This window comes from Ancylobacter sp. WKF20, from assembly GCF_029760895.1.
Classification (GTDB): Bacteria; Pseudomonadota; Alphaproteobacteria; order Rhizobiales; family Xanthobacteraceae; genus Ancylobacter.
Genome location: NZ_CP121679.1, coordinates 2,073,561 through 2,096,602 on the forward strand (window position 1 = coordinate 2,073,561; position 23,042 = coordinate 2,096,602).

Annotated in this window: 20 protein-coding genes and 1 riboswitch; of the genes, 7 read left to right on the top strand and 13 right to left on the bottom strand. The window is 70.7% G+C overall.

Features of this window, described 5'->3' with window-relative positions:
* Positions 1–81: 81 nt before the first annotated feature.
* The 6 genes from AncyloWKF20_RS09700 to cbiE form a co-directional block, all read right to left on the bottom strand.
* On the bottom strand, positions 82–2,586 hold the full coding sequence (locus AncyloWKF20_RS09700; protein WP_279317641.1) for a glycogen/starch/alpha-glucan phosphorylase: 2,505 nt from the start codon (positions 2,584–2,586) through the stop codon (positions 82–84).
* Positions 2,587–2,671: 85 nt separating this feature from the next.
* Positions 2,672–3,049 (bottom strand): DUF423 domain-containing protein, encoded by a 378-nt coding sequence (locus AncyloWKF20_RS09705; RefSeq protein WP_279317642.1) that lies wholly within the window; start codon positions 3,047–3,049, stop codon positions 2,672–2,674.
* 3 nt (positions 3,050–3,052) lie between these two features.
* On the bottom strand, positions 3,053–4,369 hold the full coding sequence (locus AncyloWKF20_RS09710; RefSeq protein WP_279317643.1) for a cobyrinate a,c-diamide synthase: 1,317 nt from the start codon (positions 4,367–4,369) through the stop codon (positions 3,053–3,055).
* 145 nt (positions 4,370–4,514) lie between these two features.
* Positions 4,515–5,273 (bottom strand): precorrin-4 C(11)-methyltransferase, encoded by a 759-nt coding sequence (gene cobM / locus AncyloWKF20_RS09715; RefSeq protein ID WP_279317644.1) that lies wholly within the window; start codon positions 5,271–5,273, stop codon positions 4,515–4,517.
* Positions 5,270–5,692 (bottom strand): cobalamin biosynthesis protein, encoded by a 423-nt coding sequence (locus AncyloWKF20_RS09720; protein WP_279317645.1) that lies wholly within the window; start codon positions 5,690–5,692, stop codon positions 5,270–5,272. Before AncyloWKF20_RS09720 ends, cobM begins: the two co-directional genes overlap by 4 nt.
* Before the next feature lie 10 nt (positions 5,693–5,702).
* Positions 5,703–6,974: a precorrin-6y C5,15-methyltransferase (decarboxylating) subunit CbiE gene (gene cbiE / locus AncyloWKF20_RS09725; protein WP_279317646.1), complete on the bottom strand. Its 1,272-nt coding sequence runs from the start codon at positions 6,972–6,974 to the stop codon at positions 5,703–5,705.
* On the opposite strand from cbiE, the gene AncyloWKF20_RS09730 reads away from it, so the two are divergent.
* A complete protein-coding gene (locus AncyloWKF20_RS09730; protein ID WP_279317647.1) occupies positions 6,973–7,773 on the top strand; it encodes a cobalt-precorrin-6A reductase in 801 nt (266 codons plus the stop codon). The two genes, cbiE and AncyloWKF20_RS09730, sit on opposite strands and share 2 nt — an antisense overlap.
* Here the strand turns inward: AncyloWKF20_RS09730 and AncyloWKF20_RS09735 are convergent.
* From AncyloWKF20_RS09735 to cobW, 6 genes are all read right to left on the bottom strand, one after another.
* Positions 7,743–8,516, bottom strand: coding sequence for a precorrin-3B C(17)-methyltransferase (locus AncyloWKF20_RS09735; RefSeq protein ID WP_279317648.1), 774 nt, complete (start codon positions 8,514–8,516; stop codon positions 7,743–7,745). The two genes, AncyloWKF20_RS09730 and AncyloWKF20_RS09735, sit on opposite strands and share 31 nt — an antisense overlap.
* A complete protein-coding gene (locus AncyloWKF20_RS09740; RefSeq protein WP_279317649.1) occupies positions 8,513–9,250 on the bottom strand; it encodes a precorrin-2 C(20)-methyltransferase in 738 nt (245 codons plus the stop codon). The genes AncyloWKF20_RS09735 and AncyloWKF20_RS09740 overlap by 4 nt, the downstream gene beginning before the upstream one ends.
* On the bottom strand, positions 9,247–9,876 hold the full coding sequence (locus tag AncyloWKF20_RS09745) for a precorrin-8X methylmutase (RefSeq protein ID WP_279317928.1): 630 nt from the start codon (positions 9,874–9,876) through the stop codon (positions 9,247–9,249). The genes AncyloWKF20_RS09740 and AncyloWKF20_RS09745 overlap by 4 nt, the downstream gene beginning before the upstream one ends.
* Before the next feature lie 6 nt (positions 9,877–9,882).
* Positions 9,883–11,100 carry a precorrin-3B synthase gene (gene cobG / locus AncyloWKF20_RS09750; protein WP_279317650.1) on the bottom strand — a complete coding sequence of 406 codons (1,218 nt, stop codon included), beginning with the start codon at positions 11,098–11,100 and terminating at the stop codon, positions 9,883–9,885.
* The gene (gene cobN / locus AncyloWKF20_RS09755; RefSeq protein ID WP_279317651.1) at positions 11,097–14,657 is read right to left on the bottom strand and encodes a cobaltochelatase subunit CobN; all 3,561 of its coding nucleotides are present in this window, start codon (positions 14,655–14,657) and stop codon (positions 11,097–11,099) included. Before cobN ends, cobG begins: the two co-directional genes overlap by 4 nt.
* Positions 14,658–14,782: 125 nt before the next feature.
* Positions 14,783–15,844 (bottom strand): cobalamin biosynthesis protein CobW, encoded by a 1,062-nt coding sequence (cobW, locus tag AncyloWKF20_RS09760; RefSeq protein WP_279317652.1) that lies wholly within the window; start codon positions 15,842–15,844, stop codon positions 14,783–14,785.
* A 116-nt stretch (positions 15,845–15,960) separates the two neighbouring features.
* Positions 15,961–16,170, bottom strand: a riboswitch (cobalamin riboswitch).
* Positions 16,171–16,317: 147 nt separating this feature from the next.
* Between cobW and cobU the strand changes: the two genes are divergently transcribed.
* From cobU to AncyloWKF20_RS09780, 4 genes are all read left to right on the top strand, one after another.
* Positions 16,318–16,830, top strand: a complete 513-nt coding sequence (gene cobU, locus AncyloWKF20_RS09765) for a bifunctional adenosylcobinamide kinase/adenosylcobinamide-phosphate guanylyltransferase (protein WP_279317653.1) — start codon at positions 16,318–16,320, stop codon at positions 16,828–16,830.
* Complete coding sequence (gene cobO, locus AncyloWKF20_RS09770) at positions 16,827–17,441, top strand: cob(I)yrinic acid a,c-diamide adenosyltransferase (RefSeq protein WP_279317654.1); 615 nt, start codon at positions 16,827–16,829, stop codon at positions 17,439–17,441. The genes cobU and cobO overlap by 4 nt, the downstream gene beginning before the upstream one ends.
* Positions 17,442–17,542: 101 nt before the next feature.
* The gene (locus tag AncyloWKF20_RS09775; protein ID WP_279317655.1) at positions 17,543–17,767 is read left to right on the top strand and encodes an NINE protein; all 225 of its coding nucleotides are present in this window, start codon (positions 17,543–17,545) and stop codon (positions 17,765–17,767) included.
* A 169-nt stretch (positions 17,768–17,936) separates the two neighbouring features.
* Positions 17,937–19,379 (top strand): cobyric acid synthase, encoded by a 1,443-nt coding sequence (locus tag AncyloWKF20_RS09780; RefSeq protein WP_279317929.1) that lies wholly within the window; start codon positions 17,937–17,939, stop codon positions 19,377–19,379.
* A 7-nt stretch (positions 19,380–19,386) separates the two neighbouring features.
* Here AncyloWKF20_RS09780 and cbiB read toward each other — a convergent pair whose 3' ends face one another.
* Entirely contained in the window at positions 19,387–20,361 is a 975-nt protein-coding gene (gene cbiB / locus AncyloWKF20_RS09785) for an adenosylcobinamide-phosphate synthase CbiB (protein ID WP_279317656.1), read from the bottom strand.
* 111 nt (positions 20,362–20,472) lie between these two features.
* Between cbiB and recQ the strand changes: the two genes are divergently transcribed.
* Positions 20,473–22,311, top strand: a complete 1,839-nt coding sequence (gene recQ / locus AncyloWKF20_RS09790) for a DNA helicase RecQ (RefSeq protein ID WP_279317657.1) — start codon at positions 20,473–20,475, stop codon at positions 22,309–22,311.
* 129 nt (positions 22,312–22,440) lie between these two features.
* Positions 22,441–22,986, top strand: a complete 546-nt coding sequence (locus AncyloWKF20_RS09795; RefSeq protein ID WP_279317658.1) for an SRPBCC family protein — start codon at positions 22,441–22,443, stop codon at positions 22,984–22,986.
* Positions 22,987–23,042: the final 56 nt, after the last annotated feature.

Below are 23,042 nucleotides of genomic sequence, written 5' to 3' on the forward strand. Positions count from 1 at the left end.
CGCTGCGTCAGCCCAAAAAGAAAGACCGCCCGGCGGGTGCCGGACGGTCTTTCCTGCAGCGCATGAGCCGGGTCGCCGCCGTCAGCGGGGGGCGCGCACCGGCACGTTCCAGATGTCGTGGGCGTATTCGGAAATCGTCCGGTCGGACGAGAACCAGCCCATATTGGCCGTGTTGATGGCGCTCGAGGTCCACCAGGACGGCTTGTTGTTCCAGCGCTCGTCCACCTTGCGCTGGGCGTCCCAATAGGCGTCGAAGTCGGAGGTGACGAGGAAATAGTCGTGGTGGCGCAGCGCGTCGACCAGCGGCTTGAAGCGGTCCGGCTCGTCCGGCGAGAACACGCCCGATTCCACCGCGTCCAGCACCTCGCCGAGATGATGCGACTTCTGGATCGACCCGTACTCGTCGATGCCGGTGCGCCGACGCTCCTCGACCTCGTCCGCCGTCAGGCCGAAGATGAAGATGTTGTCGTCCCCGACATGGTCCTTGATCTCGACATTGGCGCCGTCGAGCGTGCCGATGGTGAGCGCGCCGTTCAGCGCCATCTTCATGTTGCCGGTGCCGGAGGCCTCCATGCCGGCGGTGGAGATCTGCTCGGACAGGTCTGCCGCCGGGATGATGCTCTCCGCGAGGCTGACATTGTAGTTCGGCAGGAACACCACCTTCAGCAGGTCGCGCACGGTCGGGTCGTCGTTGACCACGCGGCCGACATCATTGGCCAGCTTGATGATGAGCTTGGCCATGTGGTAGCTGGCCGCCGCCTTGCCGGAGAAGATCTTGACGCGCGGCGCCCAGTTCTTGGCCGGGTTGGCGCGCATCGCGTCATAGAGCGCGATGGTCTCGAGCACATTGAGCAGCTGGCGCTTGTACTCGTGGATGCGCTTGATCTGCACGTCGAACAGCGCGCCGGGATTGACCTTGATGTCCAGCCGGTCGCGGATGATGCGGGCGAGCGCGACCTTGTTCTGGCGCCGCACCGTGGCGAGCCGGTCATGCAGCGAACTGTCGGCGGCCAGCGCCTCCAGCTTCTTCAGCTCGCCCGGATCATCCAGCACCGCCGGGCCGCACACGTCGACCAGCAGGTTGGTGAGGCCCGGATTGGCCTGATAGAGCCAGCGGCGGAAGGTGATGCCGTTGGTCTTGTTGTTCATCCGGTCCGGGAACAGCCGGTAGAAATCCTTGAAGACCGTGGTCTTCATCAGCTCGCTGTGCAGCGCGGCGACGCCGTTGATCGAGTGCGAGCCGAGGAAGGCGAGATTGCCCATGCGCACGCGCCGGCCATGGTCTTCCTGGATCAGCGAGACAGAGGAGAGCAGCGCGTCGTCGCCGGGGAACTCGGTGCGCACCTTCTCCAGATGCTTGGCGTTCAGCAGATAGATGATCTGCATGTGGCGCGGCAGCACGCGCTCCATCAGCGGCACCGGCCACGTCTCCAGCGCCTCGGGCAGGAGCGTGTGGTTGGTGTAGGAGATGGTGCGGGTGGTGATGTCGAAGGCTTCGTCCCAGGCGATGTCGTGCTCGTCCACCAGCACGCGCATCAGCTCGGCCACCGCGATGGCCGGGTGGGTGTCGTTGAGCTGGATCGACACCTTGTCGGGCAGCGAGCGCACATCGCCGAAGCTGTCGACATGGCGGCGGATCAGGTCGTGCAGCGAGGCGGCGGTGAAGAAATATTCCTGCCGCAGCCGCAGCTCCTGTCCCGCCGGGGTAGCGTCGGAGGGGTAGAGCACCTTGGAGATGGCTTCCGCCTTCACCTGGTTCACCAGCGCGCCGACATGGTCGCCCTGGTTGAAGGCGTCGAGCCGCAGCGGGTCGGCCGCGCGGGCGGACCACAGGCGCAGCGTGTTCACATGTCGGCCGCGCCAGCCGACGATGGGCGTGTCATAGGCGACCGCCTCGACCGTCTCGGCCGGGTGCCAGATCTGCTTCTTGCGGTCATTGCCGACCGCCACCGCCTCGACCGAGCCGCCGAAGCCGATGTCGTAATAGACCTCCGGCCGCTCGAACTCCCAGGGGTTGCCGAAGGACAGCCAGTCCTCGGGATATTCCTGCTGCCAGCCATTCTTGATCATCTGGCGGAACAGGCCGTTCTCATAGCGGATGCCATAGCCATAGGCGGCGATGGAGAGCGTCGCCATGCTGTCCATGAAGCAGGCGGCGAGACGGCCGAGACCTCCATTGCCGAGCGCCGCGTCCGGCTCCACCTGCCGCAGCCGGTCGAGATCGACGCCGAGATCGCCCAGCGCGGCGCGCACCGTGTCGAGCAGCTCCAGATTGGTTAGCGCGTCGAACAGCAGCCGGCCGATGAGGAATTCCAGCGAGAGGTAATAGACCCGCTTGCGACCCTCCGAATAGGTCTGGCGCGTGGAGGTGATCCAGCGGTCGACGATGCGGTCGCGCGTGGCGAAGGCCGTGGCGAGGAACCAGTCGCGGTCGCTCGCCGCCGCCGGATTCTTGCCCACCGCATAGGTGAGCTTGGAGATCACCGCGGCGCGGAACTTGGCGACGTCGTCGCTCGCGGCAGGCGCCAGCGGGCGGGCGGGGGTCTCCGGCTTCTCCAGCATCTTGTCTTCGGCCTCAACTGACATCGAGCTTATGCTCCCATTCCGGCCTTCCGCGCCCGGCTGAACCAGCACGCGGGGCCGCCCGACTTCATGCAACCTTTTGGCCAACTCAACCGGCGCGATCACCACGCTGGAAAGCAGCCAGGGCAACGACGACCCATCCGGCGATCAGCATAGTCCCGCCAGTGGGGGCAGCCATAGGAAAAATCGCGATATTCCAGAGCGCTCGCACCGCCAGCGCGCTGCCGAACAGCAGCGTGCCGAGCGCAACCAGCCCTGCCCCCGCATCGGCGATCGCAAAGCGCGGGCCGCGCGCTGCCGCCAGAGCGACCACACCGACCGCCCCTGCGGCACCCAGCATGAGGAAGTTGGCGGCCGTGGCGAGGTTCGGATCGGGGTTCATGTGAGCCCCGGCCGCGGCCGCGGCCACGCCCGCCGCGCCCATCAGGCCGGCGAGGAGGACGATCAGGCGGCGAAACAGATACATGGCTCACTCCGTGGCGATGACATGGAAGAAGGTGCCCGACACCCGCCCGCGCCGGCTGCCGCCGGCCCCGAGCGGTTTACCCTGACCATCCGCCAGATCAACCAGCGCTGCATCGTCGCCCGGCTGTGTGACGCTGGCATAATGAAACTCGTGGCCACGAAACGCCGTGCCGGCGGGGCCGAGCGCGGAAGGGGCGCGCGTCACCGCGCGGCGGTAGCCGAGATTGAGCCGGCGCTTGGCAAAGCTGGTGGTGTGGCCGAGCAGGCCGAGCATGGGGTGCAGCGTACCCTCGGCATCCTCCAGCCCCTCGCCCAGCACCATGAAGCCCCCGCATTCACCATGCACCGGCCGGTCCTGCGCAACCGCGCGCACGCCCTCAAGAAAGCGCGACGCGTCCGCGAGGCGCCCGGCATGCAGCTCCGGGTAGCCGCCAGGCAGCCACACCGCGTCGCAGCTGCCGTCCGGCGCCTCGTCGGCGAGCGGCGAGAAGGGCAGGATTTCCGCCCCGGCACCACGCCAGCCGGCGACCAGATGCTCATAGGCGAAGGAGAAGGCGACATCCCGCGCGAGCGCGATGCGCTGGCCGGGCGGCGGCACCGCCGGGGAATTGTGGGTGAGGTCGGGAAGAGCGGGCGTCACGGCCAGCGCCACCAGCGCGTCGAGATCGACATGCGCCTCCACCGCCGCCGCCAGCCGGTCGAAATGGGCCTCAAGTCCCTCATGCTCGACGGCCTGCACCAGGCCCAGATGCCGCTCCGGCAGGCTCATCGCCGCCTCACGCGGCAAGGCGCCGAGCACGGCAAGGCCGGTCGCGGCAATGGCGTCGCTCGCCTGCGTGCGGTGCCGCTCGCTCGCCACCTTGTTGAGGATGACACCGGCGATCCGCACCGCCGGATCATGCAGCGCGAACCCTCGCGCCACCGCCGCCGCCGATTGCGACTGGCCGGAAATGTCCATCACCAGCACCACCGGCAGGCCGAGCCGGGCCGCGAGATCGGCCGCCGCGCCGGTGCGCCCGGCCTCGCCGACAATGCCGTCGAACAGGCCCATCGACGCCTCGATGACGAGGAGATCGGCCGCTCCCGCCGCTTCGCCCGCGAGCGCAGCGATGAGCGCGGGCGGCATGGCGAAGCTGTCGAGATTGAGCCCCGGCGCGCCGCTCGCCGCGGCGTGAAAGGCCGGGTCGATATAGTCCGGCCCCGACTTCGCCGCCCGCACGCGAAAACCCCGCCGCGCCAGCGCGGTGAGGAGACCGAGCGTCACCGTGGTCTTGCCCGAGCCGGAGCGCGGCGCGGCGATGATGAAGCCGCGCGCGGTCATGCGGCGGCCCCCGAGGGAGCGGCGGCCAAGGCACCGTTATGGCCGGGATTGGCCCGGCCATCCACGACTTTCCTGTCCGAACGGGGGGCGGCGACGTCGTGGATCCCCGGGCCAAGTCCGGGGATGACGACCATGCGGTGCACCCTCATTCCCGCCCCCGGAATCGGCGCTGATAGGTGGGGTCATAGAGCGCGCTTTCGCGGAATGCCGCCGCCGCCAGCGCCCGGCCGACCATGATGAGCGCGGTACGCTCCACCGGCTCGGCCGCCGCACGCTCGCGAATATCGGCGAGCGTGCCGGCGATCACCCGCTCGGTGGGGCGCGTTGCCTCCACGACCACGGCGACGGGACAATCCGCGCCATAGAGCGGCGTCAGCTCCGCCACCACCTGATCGAGCGCGTGAATGGCGAGGTGGATGGCGAGAGTCGCCCCCGTCGCGCCGAAGGCGGCGAGCCTCTCGCCCTCCGGCATGGCCGAGGCGCGGCCGGAGACGCGGGTGATGACAAGGCTCTGCGCCACGCCGGGCACGGTCAGCTCACGCCCGAGCACCGCGCTGGCTGCGGCGAAGGCTGGCACGCCGGGGGTGAGCGTGTAGGCGATGCCGGCCCGTTCCAGCCGGCGGATCTGTTCGGCCACCGCCGAATAGATCGACAGGTCGCCCGATTGCAGGCGCGCCACATCCTGCCCTGCCGCCGCCGCCGCGAGGAACTCGGCTTCGATCTCGTCCAGCGACAGCGGCGCGGTATCGACGATGCGGGCGCCCGGCGGGCACCAGCCGAGCACCTCCGGCGGCACGATGGAGCCGGCATAGAGGCAGACCGGGCAGCGGGCGATGAGGTCGCGCCCGCGCAGCGTCATGAGGTCCGCCGCGCCGGGGCCGGCGCCGATGAAATGCACGGTCACGGCGTTTCCGCCTCCCTCGGCTCTCCGGCGGGTACGCCCTTTTCCGCCTCGCGCGCCAGCGCGCAGGTGACGGCGCCGAGCACGAAGCGCGGGCCGATCAGCGTCGAGCGGCGCCCCGCCACGGCAAGGGCCGACGCCTCCGCCACCGAGGGCACGCCCATCAGCGCCACCACGCGCTCGGAATGGGTCAGCACGCGCTTGCCGGCGGCCTCCAGCTGCGACTGCGGCACCATCACCAGCAGAAGCCCCATGTCGAGCGCGGCCTTCATGATGCCGGCCTCGCCGCCCTTCAGCGCCGGGGTGGCCATGAGCGCGATGTCGCACAGCTTCACGTCATGGCGCTCCATCGCGCCACGCACGGCGGCGCACACTTCCTCGGCCGTCACGCCGCGACGGCTGCCGACGCCGGCCACGATCATGCGCGCATCCTCACGGCTTGACCCAGCTCCACTGCATCACCGGCATCGCCGCGCGCCAGCCGGTCAGCCCGCCCACAGGCTCGGCGCGGGAGACGGCGAGGCGCATCAAGTCGCCGCCGCGCACCGCATGCTCGGCGATCAGCAGCGCCTCGGTCTCCAGCGTCACCGAATTCACCACCAGCCGCCCGCCGCAGCGCAGGGCGATCAGCGCCGCTTCCAGCACGCCGCGATCCCCGGCGCCCCCGCCGACGAAAATGGCGTCCGGCGGCGGAAGGCCTTCCAGCGCGGCAGGTGCCGCACCCTCGATCACCTCGAGCCCCGGCACGCCCAGCGCGGCCGCGTTGCGCCGCACCCGCGCCGCCCGCTCGGGGCGCTCCTCAATGGCGATGGCGCGCAGCGACGGGTCGGCCAGCATCCACTCGATGCCGATCGAGCCCGAGCCGGCGCCGATGTCCCACAGCAGCTCGCCCCGGCGCGGCGCGAGAGCCGACAGCGTCACCGCGCGGATCGCCCGCTTGGTGAGCTGGCCGTCATTCTCGAAATAGGCGTCCGGCAGCCCCGGCGCGCGGGGAATGATGCGCGCGCCCTTGCCGGCCTCCACCTCGATGCCGACAAGGTTGAGCGGATCGACCTCGCCGAGATCGAACGCCTCGGCCGTTGCGGCGCGCACCCGCTCGCGCGGGCCGCCCAGCGCCTCCAGCACATGCAGCGTGGAGCCACCGAAGCCGGTCGCGGCGAGCAGCGCGGCGATTTCGCCCGGCCCGGCGCCATCGGAGGTGAGCACCAGCAGCCGCCGGCCAGGATGCAGATGCGCCCGGACGAGATCGAGCGAGCGCCCATGCACGGTGAGGCAGGCGATGTCCGCCAGCGGCCAGCCGAGCCGGGCGGCGGCGAGGCTGAAGGCGGAGGGCGCCGGCAGCGTGCGCATCTCATGGGCCGACACATGCCGGGCCAGCACCGCGCCGACGCCGTGAAGGAACGGATCACCCGAGGCGAGCACGCAGACCTTTCGCCCGCGCAGCGCCAGCACCTCATCGACGCCGCGCTCGAACGGGCTCGGCCAGGCCCGCGCCTCGCCCACAACCGCCGCGCCGGCGAGATCGAGATGGCGCGCGCCGCCGAACACGAACTCGGCCTGCCCGATCAGCGCCCGCGCCAGCGGCGAGAGGCCATCCAGCCCGTCCTCGCCGAGGCCGACGATGGACAACCAGTGCGTCTCCTGCGCATCGTCGCCGCGCGCCGCGCCCGAGGAGCCGGCCCCGAAGGTCTCAAGCTGCGTCATGATCGCCCCATCCCCATCCCGGCCCGAACCGTTGCGCGTGCTGATCCTCGGCGGCACGGGCGAGGCGCGCGACCTCGCCACCGTGCTGGCCGGGCGCCCGGAATTCACCCCCAGCCTGTCGCTTGCCGGCCGCACGCGCAACCCGCTCGATCTGCCCGGCGCCGTGCGAAGCGGCGGTTTCGGCGGCGCGGAGGGGCTCGCGGCGCATCTGCGCGAGGCGCGCATCGACGCGCTGATCGACGCCACCCACCCCTTCGCCGCGATCATCTCGGCAAATGCCGCCCGTGCGGCCGACATGGCGGGCGTGCCTCTCCTCGCCCTCGCCCGCCCGGCGTGGGAGGAGACACCGGGCGACCGCTGGACGCCGGCTAGCGATATTACCGAGGCCGTCGCCCGCCTCGGGGTGACGCCGCGCCGGGTGCTGGTCGCGCTCGGCCGCAACGAGGTGCGCGCGCTGGAAGCCGCCCCGCAGCACCATTATCTCGTCCGCAGCATCGACCCGGTCGAGCCGCCGCTCGCTGTCCCGCAGGCGCGCTACATCACCGCGCGCGGGCCGTTCCCGCTGGAAGACGAACGCGCGCTTCTGATTGCGAACCGCATCGACGCCGTGCTGTCCAAGAACAGCGGCGGGCCGGCGACCTATGGCAAGATCGCGGCGGCGCGGGAATTGGGCATTGAGGTCGTCATGGTCGCCCGCCCACCGCGCCCGCCGGTCGAAACGGTCGGCAGCGTGGCGGAGGTCATCGCCTGGCTGGAGCGCCTCGCCCATCAGCGCCCCCCGCTGCGGCGCGGCGTGTAGACCAGCGCCGGCAGGCCCGACCGCTCGACGATCCGCGTTTCCGGTGAGCCGACAATGATGCAGGTCGCCATATCCGCCATGTCGCCGCGCGCCGCGCTCAGCGTCACGACGGCAAGGCGCTCATCCGCCCGCCCCACCGCGCGGCCGAAGATCACCGGCACGCTGGCGGGCAGTTCCTCGCGCAGAATGTCGAAGGCGGTGTCGAGCTGGTGCGGGCGCGCCTTGGACACCGGGTTGTAGAACGCCATCACGAAGCCCGCCTGCGCGGCGAGGCGGAGCCGCCGCTCGATCATCGCCCAGGGCTTGAGATTGTCCGACAGCGAGATGGCGCAGAAATCATGGCCGAGCGGCGCACCCGCGCGTGCCGCCACCGCCAGCATGGCGGTGATGCCGGGCACGATGGTGAGCTCCAGCGCTCGCCACTCCGGCGGCCCCGCCTCGATCGCCTCGATCACGGCGGCGGCCATGGCGAAGACGCCGGGATCGCCGCCCGACACCATCGCCACCTTGGCGCCCGTTGCCGCATGGGCGAGCGCGGCGCCGGCGCGGGCAAGTTCCTCGCGGTTGTCGGAAGCGTGGCGGGTCTGGCCGTCGCGCACCGACACGCGGTCGAGATAGGGGATATAGCCGTAGAGCGCGTCCGCCTCATGGAGCGCGGCGGCGGCCTCGGGGGTAAGAAAGCGCGCCTCGCCCGGCCCGATACCAATAACGCTCAGCTTTCCCCGGCACTCACCCGTCGTCATGCCCGCCCGCTCCAGCCGGGCACCAGCACGATGGCGAAATAGGGCGCCGGGCTCTCATCGCGCGCGGCCAGCGGCACATTATGCGTGTCGCTCATCGTGCCGCGCTCGACATAGACGGCGCGTTCCAGCTTGCCGGCGGCCGCGAGCGCGCGGCGGATCTTCGGCAGATTGCGGCCGACCTTCATGATGACGGCGGCATCGGCTTCCGCCAGACGCCGCGCCAGCTCCGCCTCCGGCAGCGTGCCCGGCAGCACGCTCAGCACATCGTCGCCCTGCGCGATGGGCGCGCCGGCCTGCGACCAGCAGCCGGACATGCCGGTGACGCCGGCGATCACCTGCGTGTCGTAGCGATCGGCGAGGCGCACATGCAGATGCATGTAGGAGCCGTAGAACATCGGGTCACCCTCGGAGAGCACGGCGACCGTGCGCCCGGCATCTAGATGCGCCGCCACCGCCTGCGCCGAGGCGTCGTAAAAGCCGGTAATGGCGGATTTATAGGGCGCCTCGTCCTTCGGCATCTCCGTGGTCACGGGATAGCCGAGCGCCAGTTCCACCGCCCCCGCGCGGAAATGCGGGTGGGCAATGGCGCGGGCATGGCTCGCATTGCCGAGCTTGGCGAAATAGGCGACGACATCGGCCTCGCCGAGGGCACGCACGGCCTTCAGCGTCATCAGCTCGGGATCGCCCGGCCCGACGCCGACGCCGATCAGCCGGCCAGAAACAGGCGCGCTCATAGGCCCGGCCTCGCCAGCGCGTTCACCGCCGCCGCCGTCATGGCGCTGCCCCCGAGCCGCCCGCGCACCACCAGCCACGGAATGCCGTGATCGCCGGCGGCGAGCGCGTCCTTGGATTCCGCCGCGCCGACGAAGCCGACGGGAATGCCGAGAATGGCGGCGGGCTTGGGCGCGCCAGCGTCCAGCATCTCCAGCAGGCGAAACAGCGCGGTCGGCGCGTTGCCGATGGCGATGACGGCGCCCTCCATATGGTCGCGCCACAGCTCCATCGCCGCCGCGGAGCGGGTCGTGCCGAGGCGGGCCGCGAGGTCGTGAACCTGCGGATCGTGCAGCGTGCAGATCACCCGGTTCTCGGCGGGCAGGCGGGCGCGGGTAACGCCATGGGCGACCATCTCCGCATCGCACAGGATCGGCGCGCCGGCTTTGAGCGCATTGCGGGCGGCGCGCACGAGATCGGGCGCGAAGTCGATGGCGAAGGCAGCCTCCACCAGCCCGCAGGCATGGATCATGCGCACGGCGACATCCGCCTCCTCCGGCGTGAAGCGGCCGAGCTCGGCTTCCTCGCGGATGATGGCGAAGGAACGCTCATAGATCGCGGTGCCGTCACGCACATAGTCGTAGGGGATGGACACTCAGTCGCCTTTCTCAAGCCAATGCACGAGGCCCGCCCGCAGCCCCGCCAGAGGCAGGACGCGGCGCGGCACATCACGCGGCGTGCCTTCGACCACGAGACCTGCCCCCGCGTCCAGTCCCACGACGGTCAATCGCGCCCGCGCCGGGTGCGCGCAGCCCTTGATGCAACCGGAAACATGCAGCTCGCCCTCGCCGATCAGCGGCGCGAGAGCGCGGGCGAGAGCGTGCGTCTCGATCCAGGCGGAAGCGCAAGCGGGTTGACCGGCGCAGGCGGAGACGCGGCGCAGCGGGTCGATTGGATCGGTCAGGAAGCCGAGCCGGGTGGCCTCGGTCTGGAGGGCGCGCGCCGCCTCCGGTGCGAGGCCGGTGAGCAGCAGCGCCCGCCCCGCCGCCGGTTCGACATCAGCAACGCCCGCCGCGCGGGCGGCCGCAACGAGAGCGCTCAGCGCTTCCGCGCGCATCTGGCCGAAGGCAAGGCCGATGCCGAGGGCGTGCGTGCCGTCGGTGAGGTGATGAAGTCCGACCGGATCGACGCTCGCCCGCGCGGCCTCAGCCGAGAGCGGCGACAGCCCGGCCGTCTCCGCGAGCATGGCAAGCCCCTCGCGCGCGACCAGCCCCGCCATGCGCGCCGTCGGCCCGGCCTCGGCGAGAAGGGTCATCAGGCGCAGGATCGCGTCCGGCGCACGGGCGGTTTCCACCACGCCCGCCGGTTGCGCGGCAAGGTCGATCCGCCAGCCGCTGGGAAGGGCGGTGGCGGCGATGTCCGCCTTCAGCGCGGCCAGCGAAAAACCTCCGCCGGCATCGATCACCACCGAGGCCTTCGGCGCGAGGCGCGGCAGCAGCCCGGCGGCGCCCTGCCCGACGTCTTCCGCGAGCGGGCGCGGGTCCACGAGGGCGGACGGGTCACGTCCTGCCAGCGCGCTGGTCTCGACCGGAAAACCGTCCGGCAGGGCAATGCCGAGCGCCGCGACACCCGCCTCCAGCTTGCCTGCCGTCTCCGGGTTCAGCCCGCGCAATTGCAGCTTGCCGCGCGCGGTCACCTCGATAATGCCATTGCCGAGCGCGCTCGCGAGCCGGGCGAGCCCCGCCAACTGGTCAAGCGAGAGCGGCGCGGCAGCCTGGAGCCGCGCCAGCAGCCCGTCGCCGGTCGGCATCGGCTCGGGAAGGCTCGGGCAGGCGCCGCGCCGCAGCGTGTCGATGTCGGGGGCCGCGCTCATTCCGCCGCCTCCCCGGAAAGCTCAGCGAGATCGCCGGCGACATCGTTACGGCGCGGGTGCCAGAGCCCCTTGTCGCGCGCCCGCTCGAAGCGCCCGGCGATGAAGCGCGCCGCCTCGGGCGAGGCCTCCATCAGGAAATCGCGCACGCGGGCGTCGCCGACATAGGCGCCGTGCAGCAGGTCGACGAGATGGCTCGGCACCGCGCGCGTCGCCTCGGCAAAGCCGATCAGCCGGTCGACCGTCTCGGCCATTTCCGCCGCCCCGCGCGGGCCGTGGCGCATCACGCCCTCAATATAGCGCGGATGCGCCCGGCCGCGCAGGATGCGGGCCAGCGCCTGCGCCAGCGGCCGGGCCTTGGGGCGCGCGGGGTCGCTGGTGTCGAGCACCACCACATCCGGCATCCGCCCGAGCTTGGCCGCCGCCGCCGCGAAGCCGCCGATAAAGGCGAGGTCAGCGTCGCCCTCCAGGAGATCGCGGCCGGGATCATCCGCGCCATGGATCAGCAGCTCCGCCGCCGCCACCCGCGCGGCGAAGGCGTTACCCGCCGCATGGGCCGCGCCCTCCGCCCCGCCATAGGCGTGCGAGGCGCTGGCGAGATAGGCGTCGCCCAGCGCCTCCGGCTCGATATCCCCCGCGCGCAGCCCGGCCCCATAAGCCCCCGGCGCGGTGCCGAAGATGCGCAGCGCCCCCTCGCCAGCGGCGCGCAGCGGGTTCTCGTCCTCGGTCTCGTCGCGCGCGGCGACGGCCCGGACGGCGGCGTCGAGGAGCGCGATCTGCGCCGGGAACAGGTCGCGGAACAGGCCGGAAATGCGAAAGGTCACATCGACGCGCGGGCGCCCCATCGCCGCTGGGGGCAGCACCTCGACGCCGGTGACGCGGCCGGAACCCGCCTCCCACACCGGGCGCGCGCCGATCAGCGCCAGCCCCTGCGCGATCTCCTCGCCGCCGGTGCGCAGCGTCGCGCTGCCCCACAAATCGAGCACAAGGGAGCGCGGCCAGTCGCCATGCGCTTGCGCATGAGCGCGCAGCACCTCCTCCGCCGCGAGACGGCCGAGATCCATCGCGGTCGGCGTCGGCAAGGCACGGGGGTCGACGGTGAACAGGTTGCGCCCCGTCGGCATCACATCGGTGCGCCCCCGTCCCGGCGCGCCGGCCGGCCCGGCGGCCACCCGCCGGCCATCGAGCGCCGCCAACAGCCCATCGCGCTCGGCCTCGCCGCAAGGCCCGCGACCATAGACATGGAAACCGTCCTTGAGCCGCATCTCCTTGATATCGCAGAGAAAGGCGTCGATCTCCTTCAACGCCTCGTCCGGCGTCGCCGTGCCGGTCAGCCCGGCGTCGCGAGCGATCCCCGTGCGCTCGGCCTCGGCGACGATCAGTGTCGCCAGACGCTCGCGCCGGCGCCGGTCGAGCCCGTCGGCCTGCGCGTATTCATCGACCAGCCGCTCCAGCTCCGCCGCGTCGCCGGCGAGCCCGGTCTCCAGCGTCGGCGGCGGCAGATGGCCGAGCGTGACAGCGGCGATGCGCCGCTTGGCCTGCGCCGCTTCACCGGGATTGGAGACGATGAACGGGTAGGCGACCGGCAGGCTGCCAAGCACCAGCTCCGGGAAACAGCCGCGCGTGAGCGCCACATGCTTGCCCGGCAGCCATTCCAGCGTGCCATGCGCGCCCATATGCACGAGCGCATCGGCCTCGCGCTGAAGCCACAGGCCGAAGGCGAGGAGCCCATGGCGGGGCGGCAAAGACGGGTCGTGATACTGCGCCCGCCGCTCGGTGACATCGCCGCGCTCCGGCGCCAGCGCGACGGTGACGTGGCCGAAACGCGCCGCGCGGAAGCGGAAGGCGCCGTCGGCGAGGTTCGGATCATCCTCCGGTTCGCCCCAGGCAGCATGCACCGCCGCGACGGCTTCAGGAGGAAGCGTCGCGAGATAGTCGCGGTAGGCAGCGAGCGAGAGAGCGACGTCATGCCTGGCCTCACAGGGCGTCATCCCGGCCGGAGGCGCGGCCGCAGAGCCGGGATCGTCCACCGGGCCGGGGCCGCTCTCCCTTCGAACAGCGATCCCGGATCGGCCGTTGGCCGTCCGGGATGACGGTGCCCCGAACCCGCCCGTGACCGCCGCGAGCAGCGCCCGCTCATCCTCCGGCACGTCCTCCACCCGGTAGCCCGCCGCCGCCAAGTCGCCCAGCAGCGCGCGCACGCTGGCGGGCACGTCGAGGCCCACCGCCCAGCCGGTGCGGCCGGGGGCATTGGCATAATCCGGCATGAGAACCGCCACCCGCCGCTCGGCAGGCGGGGTCCGTTGCAGCCGCACCAGCGCCGCCACGCGGTCGGCGATGGCTGCCACGCGGTCGGGCTCGGGCCGGTTCTCCAGCAAGGTGAAGCCCGGCACGGCGGCACTCTCCGTCGGCGCCTTGAAGGACAGCGCGCCCGCCAGCACACGCCCGTCAAGCTCGGGGAGCACGACATGCATGGCGAGGTCGGCGCTGGTCAGCCCGCGCACGCCATCCAGCCACGCCTCGCGCTTGGTCGTGGCGACGATGGCCTGCAGCACCGGCACGCCGGGCGCGTCGAGCACCGTCGCTTCCCCGGGATCGGCGGCGGCGAAGGCGGTGAGCGTGACGATTGCCGCCGGGTTCATCCCCGCCAGCGCCTCGCGCAGGAAGGCGATGGAGACCGGCTCCTTCAGGCTGGCGACGAAAATCGGCCGGGGCGCGAGCCCGCGCGCCACCAGCGCCACACAGAGATCGTCGACCGGCGCGGTATCGCCGGCGAGCCACATGGAGCGGTAGAAGATGAGGGGGATGGTGGGGGCTAAAGACCCCTCACACCAGCCCTCTCCCCCACGGGGAGAGGGAGAAGAAGAGCGTCGCGCAAGGGCGGAAAAAGCCCTCTCCCCACAGGAGAGTGAAGAATGGATCGCTGCAACGGAAAAAGCCCTCTCCCCGTCGGGGAGAGGGTTGGGTGAGGGGGAAGCAATGCCCGGTGAGGGAGAAGCCCCGCCCCCGTCATAAAACCCCGCCAGCGGCACGGGCGCCGGTTCTGCCGCCGGCAATTCGCGCCCCGCGAAACCCGCCATGCGCCGCAGCAGCGCGCGCATATTGTCCGGCCCGCCGGCGCGGAAATAGCCGAGCAGCGCCGCCAGTTCCTCCGCCGGCAGGGTGGACGCCTCGGAGAGCCGCGGGTCGTCGCGGTCCTCGCCCGGCAGCACGGCGAGGTGAAAGCCGCGCGCCCGCGCTTCCGCCCGCAGCCGCTCGACGCCGTAGCGCCACCAGTCCAGCCCGCCGAGCAGCCGCACCACGACCAGCCGCGCCTGCACCGCCACGCCCTCGATCCACAGATCGACCGACATCGGGTGCTTGAGATCGCGCAGGCTGGCGAGACGCAGGCTCGGCAGGATGCCAGGCCCGCGCGCCTCCTCAGCCTCCTGCGCCCGCGCCAGCGCCGCGAGGTCGCTGTCGGTGAAGGAGACGACCACCACCTCCCCCGGCGTCTGGCCGAGGTCCACCGGCTCGGCGAGATCGTCGAGACTGGTCGAGGTGGTGGTGAGGATGTGCATGGGGTGGCGGGTCTCCTGAATTCGTCATCCCGGCCGGAGCGAAGCGCAGAGCCGGGATCGGCCTCAGTCTCATCCGGCGAGCGATCCCGGATCGGCCCTGCGGCCGTCCGGGATGACGGGCTATCTCACGCCGCCACGCTCTCGCCGGCGAGGATGGCCTCCACCTTCGCCCGGTCGAGACCCTTCAGCCCGATGGCCACGAGGCGGCCGGTGCGCGCCTCGCTGCCCCAGGCGCGGTCATAATGATGGGCGACGCGCGGGCCGACCGCCTGCACCAGCAGCCGCATCGGCTTGCCGGCGACGGGCAGGAAGCCCTTCACCCGCAGCACATCCGCCTCGTCCGCCGCGCGGGCGATGCGGGCGGCGAAGGTGGCGGGGTCGGCGATCTCCGGCACCTCGACGACGAAGCTGTCGAAATCGTCATGGTCGTGGTCGAGCTCGTCATCATGGTGGGTCTTGCGGTTCTCGATGTCGTCCTCGGTGCCGACGCCGAGGCCCATCAGCACCGCCGGGTCGATCCGCCCCTCGGTGATGGAAACCACGCGCACGCCCTTGGGCAGCTCGCCCGCTAGCGCCGCCTGCGCGGTGGCGAGGCCCGCCGCGTCGATGAGGTCGGTCTTGGTCATGATGACGAGATCGGCGCAGGCGATCTGGTCGTCGAACACTTCCTCGATCGGGTCGTCATGGTCGAGGCTGTCATCGGCCGCGCGCTGGGCGGCCAGCGCGTCATGGTCATGCGCCACGCGGCCCGCCGCCAGCGCCTCGCCATCCACCACCGCGACGACGCCGTCCACCGTCACCCGGCTCTTGATCGCCGGCCAGTGGAAAGCTTGCACCAGCGGCTTGGGCAAAGCGAGGCCCGAGGTCTCGATCAGGATGTGATCGACCTTCGGCACGCGCGAGAGAATGGCGTCGAGCGCCGGCACGAAATCATCCGCCACAGTGCAGCAGATGCAGCCATTGGCGAGCTCGACGATGTTCTCCTCCGGGCAGGTCTCGATGCCGCAGCCGCGCAGGATCTCGCCATCAATGCCGACATCGCCGAACTCGTTGACGATGACCGCGAGCCGCTTGCCCTTGGCATTCTCCAGCACATGGCGGATCAGCGTCGTCTTCCCCGAGCCGAGAAAGCCGGTGACGATGGTGCAAGGCACCCGCGACAGGGAGTTGGGAACGGCGCTGTTCATGATGGCGTCTCCACGCAAGCCAATCGGTTGACGGGATGCGCCGGTCGCGGCGGGAATCGCCACGCGAGAGGCCGCCAAAGGCGCGGCTCTGCCTGACAGCCGGGCACCCCGCCGGCTTTCAGCACCGAACCTTCGGCAGGTCTCCTGGCTCGCGGGTCGCCGCCTCGTCGCCGCCTTCCCGGGGGATGTCCCAGTGGCTTTCGGCGCAGGCTCGCCGCTCACAGTTGCGGGGGCAGCCGCGGATTAGGAGGGCTCGAACCCTCCGCACCGCATTCCCTCTTCGTCCCGCGCCCGAAGACGCGGAAACCGATGGTCACCGGCACTAAAGGGGCCTTGGGCGGGAAAGTCAAACCGGGGCGCGCCGGCCACGGCGCGGTTGCCCGGCGGACCGCCCCCGCTATAGTCCGCCGCTCATCGGGCAGGGGGATGGGAAGATTGATGATGACACGTCGCCTGTCGGCCGCCGGTGAATCATGGCGCTGACGCTCGTCCTCGGCGGCGCCCGCTCCGGCAAGAGCGCGCACGCCGAGGCGCTCGTTGCGAGTCTCCCTCCGCCCTGGCGCTACATCGCCACGGCGCAGGCCTGGGATGACGAGATGGCCGCCCGCATCGCCGAGCATCGCGGCCGGCGGGAGCCGGGCTGGGAAACGATCGACGCCCCGCATGATCTGGCGGCGGCGGTGGGCGCCCTGCCCGCCGGCGCGCCGGTGCTGGTCGACTGCCTGACGCTGTGGCTGAGCAACCGGCTGCTGGCGGAGGCGGACCTTGCGACCGAATGCGCCGCGCTGGTGGAGGCGCTGGCGGCGCATGACGGCCCGGTGGTCGTCGTTTCCAACGAGGTGGGCCTCTCCATCGTGCCGGACAATGCGCTCGGCCGGTGTTTTCGCGACGCGCAGGGCCGGCTGAATCAGATGGTCGCCGCCCGCGCTTCCCGCGTGATCTTCATGGTCGCCGGGCTGCCCATGATGGTGAAGGACGAGAGATGAGCGAGATTTCCCCGGAAGAGGCCGCCCGCCACCGCGCCAAGATGGAAAAGCGCAAGGCGGTGCAGGACGCCGAAGTGGCGGAGAAGACCATCGAAAAGGGCCTGCTCATCGTCCATACCGGGCCGGGCAAGGGCAAATCCACCGCCGCCTTCGGCCTCGCCCTGCGCACGCTCGGCCATGGCGGGCGCGTCGGCGTGGTGCAGTTCATCAAGGGCGCGTGGGACAGCGGCGAGCGCGCGGCGCTGGCAACCTTCGGCGACCGGGTCGAGTGGCATTCCATGGGCGAGGGCTTCACCTGGGAGACGCAGGACATCGCCCGCGACATCGCCGCCGCCACCCGGGCGTGGGCGAAGGCGCAGGAGCTGATGGCCGACCCGAGCATCGGCCTCGTCATCCTGGACGAACTGAACATCGCCCTGCGCTATGAGTACCTTCCGCTGGACACACTGGTCACCACACTGGCCACGCGGCGGGAGGGGCTGCACGTCGTCGTGACCGGCCGAAACGCCAAGCCGGCGCTGATCGAAGCGGCCGATCTCGTCACCGAAATGGCGCTGGTGAAGCACCATTTCAAAGCCGGGGTGAAGGCGCAGAAAGGCATCGAGTTCTGATGGGTGCTGGGTTTCCATCCTCTCGCAAACCGCGCCGGGCTTCCCATATGGAAGGGGACGCCGGCTGTCGCGGCGTGTTGATATGACGGAGCAATGCCCCGATGCGATCCACCCCGGTCGCCTATCTGTTCTGGTTCTTCGGCCTCATCGGCGTCTGCGGCATCCACCGCTTCTACGCCGGCCGCTACTGGACCGGCGCGCTGTGGCTTCTGACGCTTGGCCTGCTCGGCATCGGCCAGATCATCGACCTGTTCCTGATCCCCGGCATGGTGCGCGAATCCAATCTCGAGCGGCGCGTGGACGATCTGGAAACACGGCGCGGCTGAGCCGCCCGCTCGTCACGCCGTCATCCCCGGGCTTGACCCGGGGATCGACGACTTCGATTGAATCGCATGCGCGATCAAAGACATGGATGGCCGGGCCACGCCCGGCCATGACCGCGTTCTGGCGGGGAGCAGGCGCGTGACATCTCCCCCTCGCCAGCCTTTGGCCCTCATGTTCCAGGGCACCGGCTCCGATGTCGGCAAGTCGCTGCTGGTGGCCGGCCTCGCCCGCGCCTTCACCCTGCGCGGGCTGACGGTCCGCCCGTTCAAGCCGCAGAACATGTCGAACAACGCCGCCGTCACCGAAGATGGCGGCGAGATCGGCCGTGCGCAGGCGCTGCAGGCGCGCGCGGCGCGGGTGGCGCCCTCGGTCCATATGAACCCGGTGCTCTTGAAGCCGCAGAGCGAGATCGGCGCGCAGGTGGTCGTGCAGGGCCGCTCGCGTGGCAACGCCAAGGCCGCCGACTATCAGAAGCTCAAGCCCAGCCTGCTCGCCGCCGTGCTGGAGAGCTACGCGCATTTGCACGAACAGGCTGACCTCGTTCTGGTGGAAGGCGCCGGCTCGGCCTCCGAGATAAACCTGCGCGCCGGCGATATCGCCAATATGGGCTTCGCCCGCGCCGCCAATGTTCCCGTCATCCTCATCGGCGACATTGACCGCGGCGGCGTCATCGCCAGCCTCGTCGGCACGAAAGCCGTGCTCCCTCAAGAGGATGCGGCGATGATCCGCGGCTTTCTCGTCAACCGCTTTCGCGGCGACCCGACCCTGTTCGCCAGCGGCATGGAGGAGATCGCCACCCGCACGGGCTGGCCCGCGCTCGGCCTCATTCCCTTCTTCACCGACGCCCGCCGTCTGCCGGCGGAGGACGCGCTGGCGCTCGACGCCGCCGCGCTGGCGAAGCCGCAGGCACAGCTGCGCATCGCCGTGCCGCTCTTGCCGCACATCGCCAATTTCGACGATCTCGACCCGCTCGACGCCGAGCCCTCGGTCGAGGTGATCCGCGTCCGGCCCGGCACCCCGCTGCCGGCCGATGCCGATCTCGTCATCCTGCCGGGCTCAAAGACCACCATCCCCGATCTGACCGATTTCCGGGCGGAGGGCTGGGACATCGACCTCTTCGCCCATGTCCGGCGCGGGGGACGGGTGCTCGGCCTGTGCGGCGGCTACCAGATGCTCGGCCGCTCCATCGCCGACCCGGAGGGCATCGAGGGCCCGCCCGCCACTGTGCCGGGGCTCGGCCTTTTGGAGGTCGACACCGTGCTGGCTGGCGAAAAGCGCCTCGTCGCGGTCACCGGCACCGCCGATGGCGTCCCGTTCTCCGGCTATGAGATGCATATGGGCGTGACGGAAGGTCCCGGCCGTTCCCGCCCCTTCGCGGTGATCGACGGCGCGGGCGAAGAAGGCGCGATCTCTCCCGATGGCCGCGTCATCGGCACCTACGCCCATGGTCTTTTCGCCGACGACCGCCAGCGCCGCCACTGGCTCGCCCGCCTCGGTGCACAGCCCTCCGACCTCGCTTATGAGGCCGGCGTGGAGGCGACGCTCGACGCCCTCGCGGCGCATCTGGAGCGCCATGTCGATCTCGACCGGCTCTTGGCCATCGCGCGGGGCTGAGCCCGCCTCAAATCGCCAGCGCGATCACCACGATGGACAACACCGCCACCATCACCCCATCCGCCGCGCGGTAGAGCTGGAGCGCCCGGCGGATATCGGCGGCGGTGCAGTCGCGCCGGCCACCCTCGCCCATGATGCCGTCGGTGGAGAGCTGCCCGCCATAATGGCGCGGGCCGGCAATGGCGATGCCGAGCGCACCGGCGAGCGCCGCCTCCGGCCAGCCGGCATTGGGCGAGCGATGTTTCCTCGCGTCGCGCCGCATGGCGATCCAGCCCGCGCGCGGCGAGGCGCCGGGCACGAATACGGCACCGGTGATCAGCAGCAGCCCGGCAAGGCGCGAGGCCGGCAGGTTCACCAGATCGTCGAACCGCGCCGACGCCCAGCCGAACTGCAAATGTCGCGCATCCTTATGGCCGATCATGCTGTCGGCGGTGTTCACCGCTTTGTAGGCGCAGGCGCCCGCGAGCCCGCCCACCGCCATCCAGAAGGCCGGCGCGACGATGCCGTCGGAAAAATTCTCCGCGAGGCTCTCGATCGCCGCACGGGCGACACCCGCCTCGTCGAGCTTTTCGGGATCGCGCCCGACGATCATCGACACCGCCTGCCGCCCCTCGGCAAGGCTGCGCTCCAGCCCGTCGGCGACGGCGGCGACATGCTCGTGCAGGCTGCGCTGGGCGAGCAGGGTCGAGCCCGCGAAGGCGGCGTAGAAGAAGCCCATGGGCAGCAACAGCAACAGTTTCTGGACCGCCGCCCCGGCCGTAAGTCCGACCGTGAGCAGGACCAGCAGCGTCACCACACCGGCGAATTTGCGCTCCAGCGGCGTGTCGGTCTCGCGGTTCACATGGGTGTCGAGCAGGCTGATCAGCCGACCCACCCACATCACCGGATGGCCGATCCGCTCCAGCAAAATCCGCGGATAGCCCAATGCGGCCTCGAACAGCAGCGCAACGAGGGTTAAACCGAGGGTGAGCTCGAGGGCCATCCGAAGTGATTCTCTCGAAAGCCCGCGAATCCGTTCCGGGCGGCGTTACCATCTCCACCCGAGCCGGCGCTGCCAAGGGCGTTGCGCGACAGGGAGCACGACGAACCCGCGATGAACATCCCCGTCCACCCTTCAATCGGCCTGCTGCCGCCCGCCATCGAGCAGGGCAAGTGGCAGAAGCTGGCCGAGGTGTTCGGGTTCGACCGCTTCCGCCCCGGCCAGCAGGAAGTTGTGGATGCCGTGCTAGCGGGCGTGCCGACGCTGGCGGTGATGCCGACGGGCGCCGGCAAGTCGCTGTGCTACCAGCTTCCCGCCCTCGTCTTCGGCGGGCTCTCCCTCGTCGTCTCCCCGCTCATCGCGCTGATGGACGACCAGGTGAACGCGCTGAAGCTTCAGGGAGTCGCCGCCGAGGCGATCCATTCCGGCAAGTCGCGCGAGGAGAATGTCGCGATCTGGCGGCGCGTGGCCGCCGGCGAGGTGAGCCTGCTCTATCTCGCCCCCGAGCGGCTGCTCACCGAGCGCATGCTGGCGGCTATCGCCCGGCTGCCGCTGGGCCTCATCGCCATCGACGAGGCGCACTGCATCTCGCAATGGGGCCATTCCTTCCGCGCCGAATATCTGGCGCTGGGCAAGCTGCGCGAGCTGTTTCCCGCCGCGCCGCTGGTCGCCCTCACCGCCACCGCCGACAAGGCGACGCGCGACGACATTGTCGAGCGGCTGTTCGGCGGGCAGGCCCGCGTCTTCGTCTCCGGCTTCGACCGGCCGAACATCTTCATCGGCGTCGAGGAGAAGAAAGATCCGGCGCGGCAGATCGAGAGCTTCGTGCGGGCGCGCGAGGGCGTCGCCGGCATCGTCTACCGCATCTCCCGCAAGAAGGTGGAGGAGACCGCCGAGCGGCTGCAGGCGGCGGGCGTGCGCGCTCTGCCCTACCATGCCGGCATGAGCCCGGAGGCGCGGGCGGCCAATCAGGAAGTGTTCCTCGCCGAGGACGGGGTGGTGATGGTCGCCACCGTCGCCTTCGGCATGGGCATCGACAAGTCGGACGTGCGCTATGTGCTGCACGCGGATTCGCCGGGCACGCTGGAAGCCTATTATCAGGAGATCGGCCGCGCCGGCCGCGACGGCGCGCCCTCCGAGGCACTGCTGCTCTATTCCGCCGGCGACATCGCCACCCGCCGCCGCTTCCTCGACGAGGAGCCCTCCCCGCCCGAGCGCAAGATGGTGGAAGCCCGCCGGCTCGACGCCATGGTCGGCTTCTGCGAGGCGGTGACCTGCCGGCGTGCCGTGCTGCTCGGCTATTTCGGCGAGCGAGCCAAGGCCTGCGGGGCGTGCGACGTGTGCCGCGATCCGCCCAAGGTGGTGGATGCGAGCCGCGACGCGCAGCTCGTGCTGCGTCTGGTGCGCGCCAGCGGCGAGCGGTACGGCGCCGCCTATATCGCCAGCCTCGTCACCGGCCAGCGCAACGACCAGATTTGCGGGCGCGGCCATGACCGCCTCGCCGATTTCGGCGCGGGTGGCGACAAGCCGGCCACCGAATGGCGCGCTTTGCTGCGCCAGCTTGTCGCCACCGGCGCGCTCAATGCCGACCCGACCCGCTTCGGCGCGCTGGTACTGACCGAGACCGGCCTTGCCGTGCTCGGCGGTACCCGCGCCTTCACCCTGCGCGCGCCCGCCAAGCGCCGGCGTGAGAAACCCGGCCGCGGCGAGAGCGCCACAGAGCTGGCCCCGGCCGAGAGCGCGCTGCTCGGCAAGCTCAAGGCGCTGCGCCGCGAGCTGGCGGCCGAGCGCGGCGTGCCGGCCTATGTCGTCTTCGCCGACAAGACTCTGGAGGAGATGGCGGTGGAGCACCCGCGCAGCCGCACCGAGCTCGCCTCCGTGCGCGGCGTCGGCGCCGCCAAGCTGGAAGCCTTCGGCGCCGCCTTTCTTAAGATTCTCAAAGAATTCTCTTAAGAATTTCAAAGAATTTAGGTCAGGAAGTTTTCCACTCCGACGTGTATTCACGAACGGCCAATCCGGTCCTAGACTGCACCGTAACGGGCGACAAAAGCCCGGAACGCACCCAGCCCCGGGATGGAAACGATGGAATTCAAACTGCTTACGGTGGCCGTTGCCGCCGCCACCCTTGCCGTCAGCGCTGTCACCGCTCAGGCGCACGGCCCGACCCGCCAGAAGATCTCCGAGAAGATCATCATCAACGCCCCACCGGATAAGGTCTGGGCCGTGGTCTCCAATTTCCAGGACGGCAGCTGGATCCCGGTGGTCGCCACCACCGAGGGCACGGGCGGCAATGCGGCCGGCGCCAAGCGCACCCTGACGCTGAAGAACGGCGCGACGGTGAAGGAAGAGGTCGCCAAGCTCGAGCCGGAGAAGATGACCCTGATGTACCGGATCGACGAGGTCGACGTGAAGGTGCTGCCGGTCACCAACTACTCCTCCTGGCTGGTCGTCACCCCCGCTGAGGGCGGCGCCAAGTCCGAGGTCGAGTGGCGCGGCGCCTTCTACCGCGGCTACCCGAATAACGACCCGCCGCCGGAGCTGGACGACCAGGCCGCGATCAACGCCGTCACGGGGCTCTACAAGGCCGGGCTCGACAGCCTGAAGAAGAAGATCGAAGGCGGAAGCTGACGCGGTGGCGCCGGTGAATCCGCTGGCGCAACACGCCCTCTCTCCCCGGTTGAGAG

Coding starts and splice junctions, on each gene's coding strand:
- AncyloWKF20_RS09700 (WP_279317641.1), bottom strand. CDS start 2,586: ATGTCAGTTGAGGCCGAAGACAAGATGCTGGAGAAGCCGGAGACCCCC.
- AncyloWKF20_RS09705 (WP_279317642.1), bottom strand. CDS start 3,049: ATGTATCTGTTTCGCCGCCTGATCGTCCTCCTCGCCGGCCTGATGGGC.
- AncyloWKF20_RS09710 (WP_279317643.1), bottom strand. CDS start 4,369: ATGACCGCGCGCGGCTTCATCATCGCCGCGCCGCGCTCCGGCTCGGGC.
- AncyloWKF20_RS09720 (WP_279317645.1), bottom strand. CDS start 5,692: ATGATCGTGGCCGGCGTCGGCAGCCGTCGCGGCGTGACGGCCGAGGAA.
- AncyloWKF20_RS09730 (WP_279317647.1), top strand. CDS start 6,973: ATGATCGCCCCATCCCCATCCCGGCCCGAACCGTTGCGCGTGCTGATC.
- cbiE (WP_279317646.1), bottom strand. CDS start 6,974: ATGACGCAGCTTGAGACCTTCGGGGCCGGCTCCTCGGGCGCGGCGCGC.
- AncyloWKF20_RS09735 (WP_279317648.1), bottom strand. CDS start 8,516: ATGACGACGGGTGAGTGCCGGGGAAAGCTGAGCGTTATTGGTATCGGG.
- AncyloWKF20_RS09740 (WP_279317649.1), bottom strand. CDS start 9,250: ATGAGCGCGCCTGTTTCTGGCCGGCTGATCGGCGTCGGCGTCGGGCCG.
- cobG (WP_279317650.1), bottom strand. CDS start 11,100: ATGAGCGCGGCCCCCGACATCGACACGCTGCGGCGCGGCGCCTGCCCG.
- cobN (WP_279317651.1), bottom strand. CDS start 14,657: ATGCACATCCTCACCACCACCTCGACCAGTCTCGACGATCTCGCCGAG.
- cobW (WP_279317652.1), bottom strand. CDS start 15,844: ATGAACAGCGCCGTTCCCAACTCCCTGTCGCGGGTGCCTTGCACCATC.
- cobU (WP_279317653.1), top strand. CDS start 16,318: ATGGCGCTGACGCTCGTCCTCGGCGGCGCCCGCTCCGGCAAGAGCGCG.
- cobO (WP_279317654.1), top strand. CDS start 16,827: ATGAGCGAGATTTCCCCGGAAGAGGCCGCCCGCCACCGCGCCAAGATG.
- AncyloWKF20_RS09775 (WP_279317655.1), top strand. CDS start 17,543: ATGCGATCCACCCCGGTCGCCTATCTGTTCTGGTTCTTCGGCCTCATC.
- AncyloWKF20_RS09780 (WP_279317929.1), top strand. CDS start 17,937: ATGTTCCAGGGCACCGGCTCCGATGTCGGCAAGTCGCTGCTGGTGGCC.
- cbiB (WP_279317656.1), bottom strand. CDS start 20,361: ATGGCCCTCGAGCTCACCCTCGGTTTAACCCTCGTTGCGCTGCTGTTC.
- recQ (WP_279317657.1), top strand. CDS start 20,473: ATGAACATCCCCGTCCACCCTTCAATCGGCCTGCTGCCGCCCGCCATC.
- AncyloWKF20_RS09795 (WP_279317658.1), top strand. CDS start 22,441: ATGGAATTCAAACTGCTTACGGTGGCCGTTGCCGCCGCCACCCTTGCC.